Below are 13544 nucleotides of genomic sequence, written 5' to 3'. Positions count from 1 at the left end.
GCATGGAACTGTTCCTCGCGATCACCGTGGGCGGCCTCTTCGCGGCGGGGTTCTACTGCCTGATGCTCCACAGCATCGTCCGCATCGCGCTGGGGCTGGTGCTGCTGGGCAGCGCCACCAACCTCCTGATCTTCACCATCAACGGGCTGCAGCGCGGCTTCGCGCCCCTGGTGCCCGAAGGCCAGGAGGCCCTCTCCCCGCCCTTCGCAGACCCGGTGCCCCAGGCCTTCATCCTCACCGCCATCGTCATCAACTTCGGCCTGCTCGCGCTGCTGCTGGTGCTGGTGCACCGCGCCGCGCAGGAGACGGGGACCGATGACACGCGGGCCCTGCGCACCGAGCTGAAGGACTCCAAGCAATGACGCCCTCCGCGCTGCTCAGCCTGCCCATGATCCTGTGCCTGGGCGCCGCGGCTACGGGGTTGCTCACCCCGTCACGCGCGTGGCCTCGCCGGTGGCTGGCGCTGATGACCATGGTGTCCCTCTCCGTGGTGGGCGCGATGCTGCTGGTGACGGTGCGCCGCGAGGGCATCCAGTCCATGCAGGTGGGCGGGTGGGCGGCGCCCTTTGGCATCACCCTGGTCGCGGACCTGCTGAGCGCCCTGCTGGTGCTCGTCACGGGAGTGATGGGCCTGACGGTGGTCTCCTACTCGGCGGCCACGCTCCCGTCGTCGAAGGAGGCGGGCGCCTACTACCCGCTGGTGCTGGTGCTGGTGGGCGGCGTGTGCGGCGCGTTCCTGACCGGAGACCTCTTCAACCTCTTCGTGTGGATCGAGGTCATGCTGGGCGCCTCGTTCGTGCTGCTCGCGCTGGAGGCCCGACAGGAGCAGCTCGAAGCGTCCATCAAGTACATGTCGCTGAGCCTCATGGGCTCGGTGGTGCTGCTGTGCGCGGTGGGCCTGCTGTACGGGGCCGCGGGCACGCTGAACCTGGCGGACCTGGCCGTCACGGTGCCGGGCCTGGGCACGCCGAACCTGATGACGGCCGTGTCCATGTTCTTCCTGGTGGCCTTCGCGCTGAAGGCGGGCGCCTTTCCCCTCTTCTTCTGGCTGCCGGCCTCGTACCACACGCCCCCGGCGGCGGTGACGACGCTCTTCTCCGCGCTCCTCACCAAGGTCGGCGTCTACGCCCTGGCGCGCGTGTTCACCCTGGTCTTCACGCAGGACGCGCAGCTCACCAGCACCCTCCTGCTGGTGATGGGCGGCCTCACCATGGTGACGGGCGTGCTGGGCGCGGTGGCGCAGTACGACATGCGCCGGCTGCTGTCCTTCCACATCATCAGCCAGATTGGCTACCTCATCGCCGCCCTGGGGCTGCTCACCCGGAGCGCGCTGACGGCGCTCATCGCCTTCCTCATCCACTACATCTTCGCGAAGTCGGCGCTCTTCCTGGTGAGCGGGGCCACCGCGCGCGTCACCCGCACCTACGACTTGCACCAGATGGGCAACCTGTACCGGACCCAGCCCCTGCTGGCCGCGCTGTTCTTCATCCCCGCGCTGTCGCTCGCGGGCGTGCCGCCCTTCTCCGGGTTCTTCGCCAAGCTGGCCGTCATCCAGGCTGCGCTGCGGGCCGAAAACTGGATCATCGCGGGGACGGCCGTCGTCGTGGGCCTGCTCACCCTCTTCTCCATGATGAAGATCTGGCGCGAGGCCTTCTGGAAGGCGCCGCCGGAGGACCAGCCGCAGGAGCCCACCCGGCCGCTGAGCCTGGGAGACGGCGTGCTCGGGCCCTGCATGGCGATGACGCTGTTCATGGTCGTCCTGGGCCTGGGCGCCGAGCCACTGCTGGAGCTGGCGGACGCCGCCGCGGGCCAGTTGCTGAACCCGGAGGAGTACGTGCGGGCGGTGCTGGGAGGACGCCCATGACCGCGTTTCTCTGGAACCTGATGCTGGCACTCCTCTGGGCCGCGATGCTGGGGAACGTCACTTCAGAGAACCTCCTCACGGGGTTCGTCATCGGCTTCGCGCTGCTGGCCCTCATCGACACGCAGCATGGGCCCTCGCGTTATGGGACGCAGGCGTGGAACGTGGTGCGGCTGGTGGCGGGGGTGGGCTGGGACGTGCTGGTCGCCAACGTGCGGGTGGCCTACGAGATCGCGACGCCCAAGCTCCACACCCGTCCCGCCATCTACCGCTACGACATGGAGGCGCGCACGGACGCGGAGATCACGCTGCTGACGCTCATCGTCACCTTCGCGCCGGGCACGCTGGCCCTGGAGGTGTCCGAGGACCGCAAGGCCATCTACGTCCACGTCATGTTCGCCACCACCCGGGAGGCGTTCTGCCAGGAGCTCCGCGAGCGTGTGGAGATTCCACTGTTGAGGGCACTGCGATGAGTGACTGGTTGCAGAGCATCACCCAGGGGGCCCTCGGGGCCATCTCCGTCTCGATGCTGTTCTCGCTCCACCGGCTGCTCCGAGGTCCGTCGCTGACGGACCGGGTGGTGGCGCTGGACCTCTTCTCGCTCCAGACGTCGGCGGTCATCACCGTCTACGCACTCTGGGTGGGGCAGCCCGAGCTGGTGGACGTGGCGCTGGTGCTGGCCGTCATCGGGTCCATGGGCACCATCGTCATCGCCAGGTACCTCTACAGCGCGCAGAGGGGCACGCCATGAAGGAGCTCATCACCGCGGTGTTGCTGGTGTTGGGGGCGTTGCTGATGCTCCTGGCGGGGCTGGGCCTGTTCCGGATGCCGGACCTGTTCCTGCGGCTCCACGGGGCCGCGAAGGCGTCCTCGCTGGGCGTGGGCCTGCTGCTGGGCGCGGCGGCGCTGGGCCTGGGAGACGTCAGCGTCGTGGCCCGCGCGGCGCTGGGCGTCACCTTCGTCTTCGTCATGACGCCCGTGGCCACGCTGCTCATCGCGCAGGCGGCATTTCGCGCTGGCATCCCGCTCTGGGAGCGCACGCACCAGAACGACCTGGAGGAACACCACCCCGCTGGAGGTCCGTACGAACCGCGCCTGGGGCCCGACGGCGAGGAATGAACGCCGCGCCTCCAAGGTCCACCGGACCACGGCGGGCCGCTCCGCCCGGCGTCTGGGGCTACTGGCCCCCTGGAGCGGCACAATGCCCGCCAGGCCGCGAACGACGCGCCCGCGAGACACTACGCGCGGCCCGAGCGCGCGAGGAACACTGCCGCCAGGCTCAGGCCCATCCCGTCATGGGTCGGGACGCATCAGAAGGAAGGTGGCGCCATGGACCGCACGCGGCAGCTCCAGGCGGAACACGCGGACGCCGTGGCCCGGTGGAACCTGGTCCGGGACGTCCTCATCGCGGGAGGGCTGGTGGGCACGCTCGGCGCATGCGCCATGGCCGCGCTGGCCCTGCTGCTGGGCGGCGTCACCCAGGGCGACCTCTGGTACGCGCCACGGCTGGTGGGCGGCGTGGTCTTCAGGGACGCGCCCGCTGGGACCGCGGCGGTGGTGCTCGGCTTCGCCCTGCACTTCGCGACGGCGGGGGCGCTCGCCACCACCTTCGCGATGTTGGTGCCTCGAGGTGGCCCGGCACTGACGGCCGTGATGCTGGGCCTGCTCGCGGGCCTGACGCTCCAGGCCGTCATGCCCGCGCTGGTCGTCCCCTGGGCCGCGCCCCCGCTGGAGCGAGCGGGACCGCCCATCGCCGCGTTCATGCTCCTGCACCTGGCCTTCGGCGCGTGCCTGGGCGTCCTGACGCCTGTCCGGAAGGCCTTGCTCCTCCTGGATGCGAAGCGCCGCGGCGTCCGGGCACTCCCGGCGCCGCCACCCTGAGCCCGCGGCTCGGGCGCATCAGGGCAGCGGCAGCCAGGGCGGCGCCGCGCGAGGGGGGCCGCTTCGTTCGGTGCCCGGCAGCCGCGACACGGGAAAGGGCCCTGGCGGCAACGTCGGCCACGCCCGGGCCGCGGCTTCCGCCAACACCAGCCCCACGAGGATGCCAACGAAGACACCCGCGGTGCCGATGACGAGCCGGGGCCCGCCGGGTCGCTCCGCCAGGTGCATGAAGAAGAAGGCAATCAGCACGGCCTTGCACAGCGCGATGCCGAGCGCGGCCGGCACCGCCCACGCCCCCAGGGGCAGCCTCGACAGCCCGAAGGACAGCGTGGCCAGCGCCAGCAACACGGCCCCGACGGCCAGCACCCGGACCCCGCCCCGCATGCGCGCCTCCTCACGTCAGGTACAGCAGTGGCCAGAGGAACAACCAGACGACGTCCACCAGGTGCCAGTACATCCCACCCAGCTCCACGGGCGTGTGGAAGCGGGCCCCGAACTCCCCCGCCAGCGTCCGCAACGCCAGCGTGACGAGCACGCCCACCCCCACGAGCACATGCACCGCGTGCACGCCTGTCATCACCCAATACAGCGTGAAGTAGAGGTTCGCGCCGGGAAGGGCGAACGCCTCATAGGCGTACCAGGCGCCAGGCAGCGCTCCGTCATGCACGTGCTTCGTGTACTCCGCGGCCTTGATGAACAGGAACGCGATGCCCAGCAGCACCGACAGCGCGAGCAACGCCGCCGCGGCGAAGTCGCGTCCATTGCGGATGGCATCCACCGCGAGCGCCACCAGGATGCTGCTGACCACCAGCACGAAGGTGTTCAGCGTCCCCAGGAAGACGTCCATGTGCGCGGGCGCCTGCTGGAACACACCGGGATACGTCAGCCGGTACAGGGCATACGCGGTGAACAACACCGAGAAGAGCAGCACCTCCGTGGCCAGGAAGATCCACATGCCCAGGTGCGCGGCGTCCTGGCGGGACGCCTCGTCTCCAAAGTGGAGGGCACGAGGCTCCACCGGGCGCGGGCTCGCCTCATGCCGCATGCTCCACCTCCGTGTTGGCGCCAGGGTTCGCGTAGTCGTGCGGCGGCCTGGGAAACCGCGGCGGCGCATGGAAATTGAACTCGGGGGGCGGTGAGTCGCTGAGCCACTCATACCCCTCGCTGCCCCAGGGGTTCCGCCCCGCCGCGCGGCCATGTCGCAGCGACCAGCCCAGGTAGATGGCGACGATGAGGAAGCCGAAGCCCAGCAGGGACGCCCCAGCGGTGGACGCCACGTGCAGCGGCTGGAACGCCTCCGGGTAGTCCGCGTACCGGCGGGGCATGCCCAGATTGCCCAGCAGGAACTGAGGCAGGAAGGTGGCGATGAAGCCGAAGATGATGAGCACCGCCGTCCCGATGCCCATCCCCTCCGGGTACATGCGGCCGCACATCTTCGGGAACCAGTAATGCAGCGCCGCGAGGAAGGCCATCAGCGACGCGCCCACCATGATGAAGTGGAAGTGCGCCACCACGAAGTACGTGTCATGCCAGTGCAGGTCCGCGGACGTGACGGCCACGGCGACCCCGCTCATGCCTCCGAAGAAGAGCAGGAAGATGAAGCCGAGCACGTAGGTGAACGGCGTGGAGACCCACAGGCTCCCCCGGTACATGGTGCCCAGCCAGGTGAAGATCTTCATCGCCGTGAAGATGGCCACCAGCATGGACAGCAGGCTGAACGCGCCCGCCCCGAAGGTGGACTGGCCGGAGACGAACATGTGGTGGCCCCAGGTGAGGAACCCCACGAAGGAGATGCCCACCGTGCTCCAGACAATCACCCGGTAGCTGAAGGGGCGCTTGCGGCTGAAGGCGCACACCGCCTCGCTGATGACGCCCATGCCCGGCAGCACCATGATGTAGACGGCCGGGTGGCTGTAGAACCAGAACAGGTGCTGGAAGAGCAGCGGGTCCCCTCCCCGGCTCGAGTCGAACAGCCCCGCGCCCGCCACCCGCTCCAGCGCCACGAGCATCAACACCATGCCCAGCACTGGCGTCGCGAGCACCTGGATGATGGACGTGCCGTAGATCGCCCACACGAAGAGGGGCACCTTCATCCACGTCACACCGGGGGCCCGCAGGGTGTGCACGGTGGTGATGAAGTTGATGCCGGTGAGGATGGTGGAGAACCCCACCACGAAGACGCCCAGGAGCACGGGCATCACGTCCCGCCCGGTGACGGTGCTGTAGGGCGTGTAGAAGGTCCACCCCGTGTCCACGCCGCCCTGGAACACGCCCCACAGCGTCATCACCGCGCCGAGCACGTAGAGGTAGAAGCTGGCCAGGTTGAGCCGGGGGAAGGCCACGTCCCGGGCGCCAATCATCAGCGGCAGCAGGAAGTTGCCGAAGGCCGTGGGAATGGACGGGATGAGGAACAGCCAGACCATGACGACGCCGTGCACGGTGAAGGCGCGGTTGTAGGCCAGCCGCCCCATCACCGTTTCACCGGGCGTCAGCAGCTCCACGCGCAGGGCCAGGGCGAAGATGCCCCCCAGCAGGAACATCAGCAGCAGCACGGCCAGGAACATCACGCCAATGCGCTTGTGGTCGCGCGTGGTGAGCCAGGACCAGAGCCCTCGCTCCGCGTCCAGATAGCTGGGCCCGGCGACGGTGGGCTCAGCGTGGGAGGGGGCCATACGTGGGCTCCTGGGCGGGGGGCGGCTCCGGACGCTCCGGCTGGAGGGACTTGATGTACTCGACGAGCGCGCCCACCTCGCCAGCGCTCAGCCGCCCGTGGAAGGACGGCATCACCGGCGCGTAGCCCGCGACCACCTTCGCCAGCGGGTCCATCATCGACTCGGTGAGGTACGCGACGTCGGCGCGCACGCTGTCACCCGAGGTCAGCGGCTGCTCGCGGCCATACAGCCCCAGCCAGGAGGGCCCGATGTGCGGCGTGCCGTCGATGGTGTGGCACTGGAAGCAGCCCTGCCGCGTGGCGACGACCGCCCCTCGCCGCGCGAGCGGTCCCCGGGTGCCCTCCTCCCCGGAGGATTCATCCGCCACCCAGGTGGGTTGAGCCAGCTGCCGGGCCCGCCAGGACTCGAAGGCCTCGGGCTCCAGCGCCACCACCTCGGCGCGCATGCGCGAGTGGTCCAGGCCGCAGTACTCCGCGCAGAACACCCGGTAGCGGCCCGGCCTCACGGCCTCGAACCAGAGCTCCGTGTAGCGCCCGGGCAACGCATCCATCTTCATGCGGAAGGCGGGGACGTAGAAGGAGTGGATGACGTCGCGCGACGTGAGCAGCAGGCGCACGGGCGTGCCGGTGGGAACGTGCAGCACGCCCACCATCCCCGGCCCGTCTGGGTACGCGAACTTCCACATCCACTGCTTGCCGGTGACGTAGACGTCCAGCGCGTCGCGCGGTGGCGTGCGCGCCCACACGTAGTCGTGGAACCCCAGCGCGCCCCAGAGAAGGAAGAAGGCCAGCGGCACCCCGGCGAACGCGGCCTCCATCCAGGTGGGCGCGGCCATCGCCGGCTCCTGCGCGGGGGAGCGCCCACGGCGGTAGCGCACCAGGAAGAAGAGCCCGGTGAGTCCAATGCCCGCGCCCACCACGAAGGTGGTGCCGATGATGAAGAAGTGCAGCCGGTCCACGCGCGGGGCCAGCGACGACGCCGCCTCCGGAAGGAAGAGGATTCGTCGCATCAGGTCACTCATGGCCGCGCCCCCTCTTCCGCGGAGAGGACCTGCTCCATGGCCCGCTCCACCGGAACGTGGATGACGCCCGCGTCCCGGTCCACCCAGCCATACGTCTGCAACCGTGCCTGCTGTGCGTCGCGCAGCCGGGGCGCGCCGTCCTCCAGGGCGAAGGGGCGCTGGTTGACGTCCGCGATCTCGGGCGCCCCCAGGGTCGGGGGGAAACCCGCGCTTGTCACGGGCGCGTACCAGTCCTCTCCCCAACGGACCACGAGCAGCGCCGCCGCGACCAGGAGGATCCACGCGGCCCCCACCCCGGCGAGGCGCCGCGCTGGAAGCTGCCGGTGCTCTGGCGGCGGTGGCGTGAAGCCGGCGCTCATGAGCGGGGCACCCGCAGCGAATGGGGCAGGAAGGGGTCTCTCACTGGCACCATGTAGCCACCGCGCGCGAGCAGCACCCACGCGGCCACCGTCCATCCCCCCACGCCGGCCCACGCCGTGGCGCTGGTCCAGTGGAACGTCGCCATCCCCGGGGAGAGCGCGGGCCACACCAGCCAGTACACGTCCAGTGCCCGCATGAGCAGCAGCCAGGCGCCCACCGCGGCGAGCGCGCCCGCGTGCTGCTTCACGCGACGGAGCAGGAGCAGGAAGAACGGCACGCCGAAGTGTCCCACGGCCAGCGCCACCGCCACCGCGAGCCAGCCTCCGTCCAGGCGGGCGCGGTACCACGTCACCTCCTCCGGCAACGAGGCAATCCACACCAGCAGGAACTGCGAGAAGCCGCAGTAGGCCCACAGGCAGATGAAGCCGAGCAGCAGCGTTCCCAACCGGAGGAAGTGCGCCGGCCCCATCAACGCGCCGAACTGTCCCGCGCCTCGCGCCAGCGCGGCGGTGAGGGCCACCGCGGAGAGCGCGCCCACGACCGCGCCACACCCGACCGTGAGCGCGTACACGGTGGACTGCCACAGGGGCTCCAGCGACATCAGCCAGTCCAGGCTGGCGAAGGACAGGCACAGCACCATCAGCGGCAGCGCCCCCGAGGCCAGCCGCCGCTGGTACAGGGTGATGCGCACCGCCCGTTCGGTAATTCCCGGCTCCGCGTCCTGTCGCACCGACCAGCGGAACAGGAGGACGCCCACCGCGCCCCAGACGGCGAAGTACAGAAGGGCCCGGCCCAGGAAGAAGGGCACGTTGAGGTACGGCTGCTTGTGCGCCAGCAACTGAAGGTCATGCCCGCTCAGGCTGGAAGGAAGCGCCACCCAGGGGAACAGGTGTGGCATCGCCAGGGCCACGGGGACGAAGAGCAGTGCGAACAGCGGGCAGCTCGCGGCCATGATTTCCAGCGACCGCCGCAGCACGGTGGGCCACCGCGCGCGCGCCGCGTGGAACGCAGCCAGCATGATGAGCGCCCCCAGGCTGAGCGACAGCCAGTATGCGAAGGCGAACAGATAGCCGTGGGCGGCCTCCCGGGGCGCGGCCCATCCCCCCAGCAGCGTGGCCAGGAGCCCCAGGCTCCCCACCGCGGCGGAGCCCCAGACCACGCGCCGGCCTGCCGTCAGGCGTGTCAGCACCGCGGCCGTCATGGCGCGCCCTCCACGGGGGCCCGCATGAGCTCATCGCGTGTGTCCTCGGGCGCGGCGGACAGCGGCGCGCGCTGGCTGTACGCCAGGACCCGTAGCCAGGCGACGACCTTCCAGCGCGCCTCGGGCGTCAGCGCATCCGCGTAGGAAGGCATCAACCCGTAGCCGCCGGTGATGACCGAGTAATAGAAGCCCGGCGGGTGTGGCAGCGCCTCCCATCCAGGTGGCACCGGACGGGCGCCCTCCCCTGCGTCCGCCGGCCCCACACCTCCATGTTCGGGATGTGAATGCGCCGCGCCGTACAGCGAGGGAGGCGGCCGCTCGCCCATGTTCTGGGCGACGATGCTCTGCCCGTCACCAAGCAGTCCGTGGCACGGCGCGCACCAGGTCTCGAAGTGAGCACGGCCCTCCCGCAGCGTGTCGCGCGTGAACGGCACGGGGAGCCGCGTCACCTCCACCCAGCCGCCATCCGGAGAGCCCCGGCGGGCATACGCGGCCTCCTGGAAGTACCACTCGCGAGCGACCGTCCCGGGGACGCGGGGCCGCATCGCCCGCGCGTCCGCGAAGTACGGGTTGGCGACGAAGGCACCGTCGCGAGCCTGCACCCGCATCGGGTCCAGGTCCTCGCAGCCGGCCACCGCCGTGAGCCCGAAGGCGACCCGCGCAAGACGCGCCCTCATCGCCGGCCCTCCACCGCGAGCACGACGGCGGCGCCGAGCTGGCGGAGAGCGCCTTCCGCCGCGTCCACGCCCTCCGAACCGTCCACCGCGACGGCGAGCCAGAACCCGTCGATGCTGGCGCTGCGGAACGCCTCCAGGTCCAGGAACGGATGCGTCACGCGCGGCAGGCCACACGCCACGATGACCCCCAGGAAGATGGCACCCGCCGCCGCCAGGACCGCGGACTCGAAGGTGATGGGAATGAAGGCAGGGCCGCTGTGCAGCGGACGGCCGCCCACGTTCAGCGGCCAGTCCACCGCCTGCGTGAACCACTGCACGACATAGGCGCCCGCGGCGCCGCCCACCCCGGCGAGCAACGCCAGCAGCGGCAGCCTCGAACCGGACAGTCCCAGCACGGCGTCCACGTCCTCCACCGGATACGGGGTATGCGCCTCCAACCGGAGGAAGCCCGACGCCCGCAGCGCCCGGGCCGCCGCCACCATCCGCTCCGGCGTTCGGAACTCTCCCAGCACCCAGCGGCTCATCGCGCGCCTCCCTCCCGTGCCGATACGTCATGGGCGAAGGCCTCGGAGGCCTCGAGCTCGTGCTGGAGCTCCTTCACCTCGCTGATGGGGACCGGCGGCAGGAAGCGGAGGAACAGCAGGAAGCCCAGCCCGAAGAGCCCCACCGTTCCGGACAGCAGGCTCAGGTCCACCCAGGTGGGCGCGTAGTGCCGCCAGCTCGCAGGCAGGAAGTCCTCGCTGAGCGGAGACACGATGATGATGAAGCGCTCCAGCCACATGCCCACGTTGACGAGCAGCGCCGCGCACCACAGGACCACCGGCTGGGTGCGCAGCCGGGCGGACCAGAAGAGCTGAGGCACCAGCACGTTGCAGGCGAAGACGGTCCAGAACGCCGGCGCATAGGGGCCGGTGCGCAGGATGTTCATCGCGTGCATCTCGTAGGGGTTTCCGCTGTACCAGCCGAAGAAGTGCTCTTGAACGTAGCCGTAGGCCACGAAGAGACCGGAGACGAGCAGCAGTCGCGCCAGCGCGTCCAGGTGCGCCTGCGTCACCACGGCGTGCAGATGGAGCGCCCGCCGGGCGGGAATCAACAGCGAGAGCACCATGGCCAGCCCGGAGAAGATGGCGCCCGCCACGAAGTACGGTGGAAAGATGGTGCTGTGCCAGCCCGGAAGCTGCGACACGGCGAAGTCGAAGGAGACGATGGTGTGCACCGACACGACCAGCGGTGTCGCCAACCCCGCGAGCAGCAGGTACCCGGTGCGCCAGTGCCGCCAGTGGCGGGCACTCCCCCGCCACCCCAGGGACAGCAGGCCCCAGACTCGGCGCCGCCAGGGCTGCTTCGCGGTGTCCCGCGCGGTGGCCAGGTCCGGCAACAGGCCCAGGTACCAGAACAGCACCGACACCGTGAGGTACGTGGTGATGGCCACCACGTCCCACGTGAGGGGTGACCGGAACTGCGGCCACATGCGCAGCGAGCTGGGGTACGGCACCAGGTAGTAGAACTTCCAGGGCCGGCCCAGGTGCAGCAGGGGGAACAGCGCCGCGCACACCAGGGCGAACAGCGTCATCGCCTCCGCCATGCGGTTGACGGAGCTGCGCCACTTCATGCCGAAGAGCAGGAGGATGGCGGAGATGAGCGTGCCGGCGTGGCCAATGCCAATCCACCAGACGAAGTTGATGATGCCGAACGCCCACGCCACCGGGATGTTGTTGCCCCACACCCCCACGCCCGTGACGAAGGTGATGGTGATGGCCACCGCCAGCAGCACCGTCAGCGCCGCGCACACGCCGACCAGCGCCCACCACCCCATGCCCGGCGCGGTGAGCACCGGCCGCAGCAGCGCCTCGCCGAGCTGCGCGTCCGGGCGTCGCTCCTCGAGCAACGGGTGGACGACCAGCGGGTCCGCCGTCACCGGAGCCAGGGGCAGTGGCTCGCTCATCCCGTGGCCTCGCTTGGGTTCTTCAGCCGGATGAGGTGGACGGTGCGCGGCCGCGTCCCCAGGTGGTTCAACAAGGCGTAGTGGCGCGGGTCCTGGTGCAGCCGCGTGACGGGGTCCTCCGGTTGGTTCAAGTCACCGAAGACGATGGCCTCCGTGGGACACGCCTGCTGACACGCGGTGCGCACCTCCCCTTGCCGGATGGCACGGTGAGCCACGCGCGCGGTGATGCGGGCGGCCTCGATGCGCTGCACGCAGTACGTGCACTTCTCCATCACCCCGCGCGATCGCACCGTCACCTGGGGGTTGCGGTACATCCGGTCCAGGGGCCCGCCGCGGTTGTATTCCAGGTAGTTGAAGCGCCGGACCTTGTAGGGGCAGTTGTTGGAGCAGTACCGCGTGCCGACGCAGCGGTTGTAGACCATCTGGTTGAGCCCCTCGTCCGAGTGGACGGTGGCGGCCACGGGGCACACGTACTCGCAAGGCGCGTACTCACAGTGCACGCACATCAGCGGCTGGGTGATGACGGCTGGGTTGTCCGCGTCCCCCATGAAGTAACGGTCGATGCGCAGCCAGTGCATCTCCCGCCCGCGCCGCACCTGGTCCTTCCCCACGGCGGGGATGTTGTTCTCCGCCTGGCACGCCACCACACAAGCACTGCACCCCGTGCAACGGTGCAGGTCGATGGACATGCCCCAACGATGGCCCGGCGCGTCCGGCACGGGCCGAGGCGGATACAGGTGCTCTTCCGGTGCCTGGAGCGCGGGGAGCCGCGCATCGCCGTGTGCCGCGAAGCGGGCGGCCGTCGTCTGGAGCGCGATGGGCCGGCCCTCCATGTGCCAGTGCTCCTGCGTCAGCGCGAAGTCGTGGTGGCCCTCCACGCGCGTGAGCCGCACGCCGGAGGCCCACCAGGGCGCGTCCTGGAAGCGCAGCACCTGGGCGTCGAAGCCCACGCCGCGCGCCACCGGACTGCCCAGGCGCTGGCCGTACCCCAGCGGCAGCGTGAGGGTGTCATCGGCCTGTCCGGGAACCACCAGCACGGGCGCTTCAATTAAACGGCCGCGAAGCTCCAGGCGGACGCGGTCGCCTCGCGCCAGCGACAGGCGCGAAGCCGTGGCGGGGCTCACCCACACGGCGTTGTCCCAGGTGAGCTGCGTCACCGGGTCCGGCAGCTCCTGGAGCCAGGGATTGGCGCCGTAGCGACCGTCATGGACCTTGACGTCCGTGACGAAGTGCAGCTCCAGCCCGTCCCCCAGGGGCGGCAGCGACTGGACCGCAGCGAGCACCGAGTCGGCATCCACCGCGGCCTGTTGCACCGGCAGCCGCGTGCCAGGAACGACGCCTTCCGCGAGCCAGCGTTCCCATTCCTCCTCGAAGCCTCCCGATGCCGCGGCGTGCTCACGCCACTGGGCCCGCAGTCGCTCGTAGGGCGTGGTCGCCAGCGCTCCGGCGAAGGCCGCCAGCAGCTCCAGCGGAGGCACGGCGCTCTCCACCAGCGGCGCGATGAGCGGCTGCAGGACGGTCGCGGTGCCATCCACCGCGCGCCCATCGTCCCAGGCCTCGAACGGATGCGTGGAGGGGACGGACCAGGACACCCGCGCGGCGGTCTCATCGTCGTGGAGCGCGCAGTACACGGCGTCCTCCACCTGCCCCAGCGCCTCGCCCAGGGGCACGTCCGTGGGCGCGCGGTAGACGGGGTTCCACGCGGTGATGAGCAGCGTGTCCACCACGCCCGCACGGATGTCCGCGACGAGCTCCGGCAACGCCGCCGCGTCCGGCGCGGGCACCAGGAGCGAGTCCACGCACCGCACCGCTCCACCGTGCAACGTCGCGTTGAGCAGATGCGCCAGCGCGTGCACCGCCGCGGGCTGGGACTCCCCCACCACGATGAACGCCCCGTCCCCCTGCTCCGCCAGGTCCCGCGCGGCC

At 70.4% G+C, this 13544-nt stretch carries 16 protein-coding genes; 6 read left to right on the top strand and 10 right to left on the bottom strand.

What is annotated here, in order from left to right; all coding sequences use genetic code 11:
* Positions 1 to 2 precede the first annotated feature (2 nt).
* The 6 genes from HNV26_RS28140 to HNV26_RS28115 all read left to right on the top strand — a co-directional run bounded on the left by HNV26_RS28140 (position 3) and on the right by HNV26_RS28115 (position 3742).
* Positions 3 to 362, top strand: a complete 360-nt coding sequence (locus HNV26_RS28140) for an NADH-quinone oxidoreductase subunit K (protein ID WP_171444127.1) — start codon at positions 3 to 5, stop codon at positions 360 to 362.
* A complete protein-coding gene (locus tag HNV26_RS28135) occupies positions 359 to 1864 on the top strand; it encodes a proton-conducting transporter transmembrane domain-containing protein (protein WP_171444126.1) in 1506 nt (501 codons plus the stop codon). The genes HNV26_RS28140 and HNV26_RS28135 overlap by 4 nt, the downstream gene beginning before the upstream one ends.
* Positions 1861 to 2334 (top strand): Na+/H+ antiporter subunit E, encoded by a 474-nt coding sequence (locus tag HNV26_RS28130; RefSeq protein ID WP_171444125.1) that lies wholly within the window; start codon positions 1861 to 1863, stop codon positions 2332 to 2334. Before HNV26_RS28135 ends, HNV26_RS28130 begins: the two co-directional genes overlap by 4 nt.
* Positions 2331 to 2612 (top strand): MrpF/PhaF family protein, encoded by a 282-nt coding sequence (locus HNV26_RS28125; RefSeq protein WP_140863024.1) that lies wholly within the window; start codon positions 2331 to 2333, stop codon positions 2610 to 2612. The genes HNV26_RS28130 and HNV26_RS28125 overlap by 4 nt, the downstream gene beginning before the upstream one ends.
* The gene (gene mnhG, locus HNV26_RS28120; RefSeq protein WP_171444124.1) at positions 2609 to 2980 is read left to right on the top strand and encodes a monovalent cation/H(+) antiporter subunit G; all 372 of its coding nucleotides are present in this window, start codon (positions 2609 to 2611) and stop codon (positions 2978 to 2980) included. Before HNV26_RS28125 ends, mnhG begins: the two co-directional genes overlap by 4 nt.
* Before the next feature lie 210 nt (positions 2981 to 3190).
* Positions 3191 to 3742, top strand: coding sequence for a hypothetical protein (locus tag HNV26_RS28115; RefSeq protein ID WP_171444123.1), 552 nt, complete (start codon positions 3191 to 3193; stop codon positions 3740 to 3742).
* An 18-nt stretch (positions 3743 to 3760) separates the two neighbouring features.
* Here HNV26_RS28115 and HNV26_RS28110 read toward each other — a convergent pair whose 3' ends face one another.
* The 10 genes from HNV26_RS28110 to HNV26_RS28065 all read right to left on the bottom strand — a co-directional run.
* Positions 3761 to 4126 (bottom strand): cytochrome C oxidase subunit IV family protein, encoded by a 366-nt coding sequence (locus HNV26_RS28110; RefSeq protein ID WP_171444122.1) that lies wholly within the window; start codon positions 4124 to 4126, stop codon positions 3761 to 3763.
* Positions 4127 to 4136: 10 nt separating this feature from the next.
* Positions 4137 to 4787 (bottom strand): cytochrome c oxidase subunit 3, encoded by a 651-nt coding sequence (locus tag HNV26_RS28105; RefSeq protein ID WP_140863030.1) that lies wholly within the window; start codon positions 4785 to 4787, stop codon positions 4137 to 4139.
* A complete protein-coding gene (locus HNV26_RS28100; protein ID WP_171444121.1) occupies positions 4777 to 6414 on the bottom strand; it encodes a cytochrome c oxidase subunit I in 1638 nt (545 codons plus the stop codon). The genes HNV26_RS28105 and HNV26_RS28100 overlap by 11 nt, the downstream gene beginning before the upstream one ends.
* Positions 6395 to 7435, bottom strand: coding sequence for a cytochrome c oxidase subunit II (gene coxB / locus HNV26_RS28095; RefSeq protein ID WP_171444120.1), 1041 nt, complete (start codon positions 7433 to 7435; stop codon positions 6395 to 6397). Before coxB ends, HNV26_RS28100 begins: the two co-directional genes overlap by 20 nt.
* On the bottom strand, positions 7432 to 7794 hold the full coding sequence (locus HNV26_RS28090; RefSeq protein WP_171444119.1) for a hypothetical protein: 363 nt from the start codon (positions 7792 to 7794) through the stop codon (positions 7432 to 7434). The genes coxB and HNV26_RS28090 overlap by 4 nt, the downstream gene beginning before the upstream one ends.
* Positions 7791 to 8996, bottom strand: coding sequence for a hypothetical protein (locus HNV26_RS28085; RefSeq protein ID WP_171444118.1), 1206 nt, complete (start codon positions 8994 to 8996; stop codon positions 7791 to 7793). Before HNV26_RS28085 ends, HNV26_RS28090 begins: the two co-directional genes overlap by 4 nt.
* Entirely contained in the window at positions 8993 to 9673 is a 681-nt protein-coding gene (locus tag HNV26_RS28080) for a c-type cytochrome (RefSeq protein WP_171444117.1), read from the bottom strand. Before HNV26_RS28080 ends, HNV26_RS28085 begins: the two co-directional genes overlap by 4 nt.
* Entirely contained in the window at positions 9670 to 10197 is a 528-nt protein-coding gene (locus HNV26_RS28075) for a DUF3341 domain-containing protein (RefSeq protein ID WP_171444116.1), read from the bottom strand. The genes HNV26_RS28080 and HNV26_RS28075 overlap by 4 nt, the downstream gene beginning before the upstream one ends.
* Positions 10194 to 11618 carry an NrfD/PsrC family molybdoenzyme membrane anchor subunit gene (nrfD, locus tag HNV26_RS28070; protein ID WP_171444115.1) on the bottom strand — a complete coding sequence of 475 codons (1425 nt, stop codon included), beginning with the start codon at positions 11616 to 11618 and terminating at the stop codon, positions 10194 to 10196. Before nrfD ends, HNV26_RS28075 begins: the two co-directional genes overlap by 4 nt.
* Positions 11615 to 13544, bottom strand: a 1930-nt coding sequence (locus tag HNV26_RS28065) for a 4Fe-4S dicluster domain-containing protein (protein WP_171452910.1), incomplete at its 5' end; no start/stop codon positions are given. The genes nrfD and HNV26_RS28065, both read right to left, overlap by 4 nt.

The sequence above is a fragment of the Myxococcus xanthus genome (assembly GCF_013116825.1).
Classification (GTDB): Bacteria; Myxococcota; Myxococcia; order Myxococcales; family Myxococcaceae; genus Myxococcus; species Myxococcus xanthus_B.
The sequence above is the reverse complement of the archived record's forward strand: the minus strand, read 5'-3'. Positions and strand labels throughout refer to the sequence as shown.

What these genes read in the sequence shown, in the direction of transcription:
- HNV26_RS28140 (WP_171444127.1), top strand. Translation starts at nt 3, where the DNA reads ATGGAACTGTTCCTCGCGATCACCGTGGGCGGCCTCTTCGCGGCGGGG.
- HNV26_RS28135 (WP_171444126.1), top strand. Translation starts at nt 359, where the DNA reads ATGACGCCCTCCGCGCTGCTCAGCCTGCCCATGATCCTGTGCCTGGGC.
- HNV26_RS28130 (WP_171444125.1), top strand. Translation starts at nt 1,861, where the DNA reads ATGACCGCGTTTCTCTGGAACCTGATGCTGGCACTCCTCTGGGCCGCG.
- HNV26_RS28125 (WP_140863024.1), top strand. Translation starts at nt 2,331, where the DNA reads ATGAGTGACTGGTTGCAGAGCATCACCCAGGGGGCCCTCGGGGCCATC.
- mnhG (WP_171444124.1), top strand. Translation starts at nt 2,609, where the DNA reads ATGAAGGAGCTCATCACCGCGGTGTTGCTGGTGTTGGGGGCGTTGCTG.
- HNV26_RS28115 (WP_171444123.1), top strand. Translation starts at nt 3,191, where the DNA reads ATGGACCGCACGCGGCAGCTCCAGGCGGAACACGCGGACGCCGTGGCC.
- HNV26_RS28110 (WP_171444122.1), bottom strand. Translation starts at nt 4,126, where the DNA reads ATGCGGGGCGGGGTCCGGGTGCTGGCCGTCGGGGCCGTGTTGCTGGCG.
- HNV26_RS28105 (WP_140863030.1), bottom strand. Translation starts at nt 4,787, where the DNA reads ATGCGGCATGAGGCGAGCCCGCGCCCGGTGGAGCCTCGTGCCCTCCAC.
- HNV26_RS28100 (WP_171444121.1), bottom strand. Translation starts at nt 6,414, where the DNA reads ATGGCCCCCTCCCACGCTGAGCCCACCGTCGCCGGGCCCAGCTATCTG.
- coxB (WP_171444120.1), bottom strand. Translation starts at nt 7,435, where the DNA reads ATGAGTGACCTGATGCGACGAATCCTCTTCCTTCCGGAGGCGGCGTCG.
- HNV26_RS28090 (WP_171444119.1), bottom strand. Translation starts at nt 7,794, where the DNA reads ATGAGCGCCGGCTTCACGCCACCGCCGCCAGAGCACCGGCAGCTTCCA.
- HNV26_RS28085 (WP_171444118.1), bottom strand. Translation starts at nt 8,996, where the DNA reads ATGACGGCCGCGGTGCTGACACGCCTGACGGCAGGCCGGCGCGTGGTC.
- HNV26_RS28080 (WP_171444117.1), bottom strand. Translation starts at nt 9,673, where the DNA reads ATGAGGGCGCGTCTTGCGCGGGTCGCCTTCGGGCTCACGGCGGTGGCC.
- HNV26_RS28075 (WP_171444116.1), bottom strand. Translation starts at nt 10,197, where the DNA reads ATGAGCCGCTGGGTGCTGGGAGAGTTCCGAACGCCGGAGCGGATGGTG.
- nrfD (WP_171444115.1), bottom strand. Translation starts at nt 11,618, where the DNA reads ATGAGCGAGCCACTGCCCCTGGCTCCGGTGACGGCGGACCCGCTGGTC.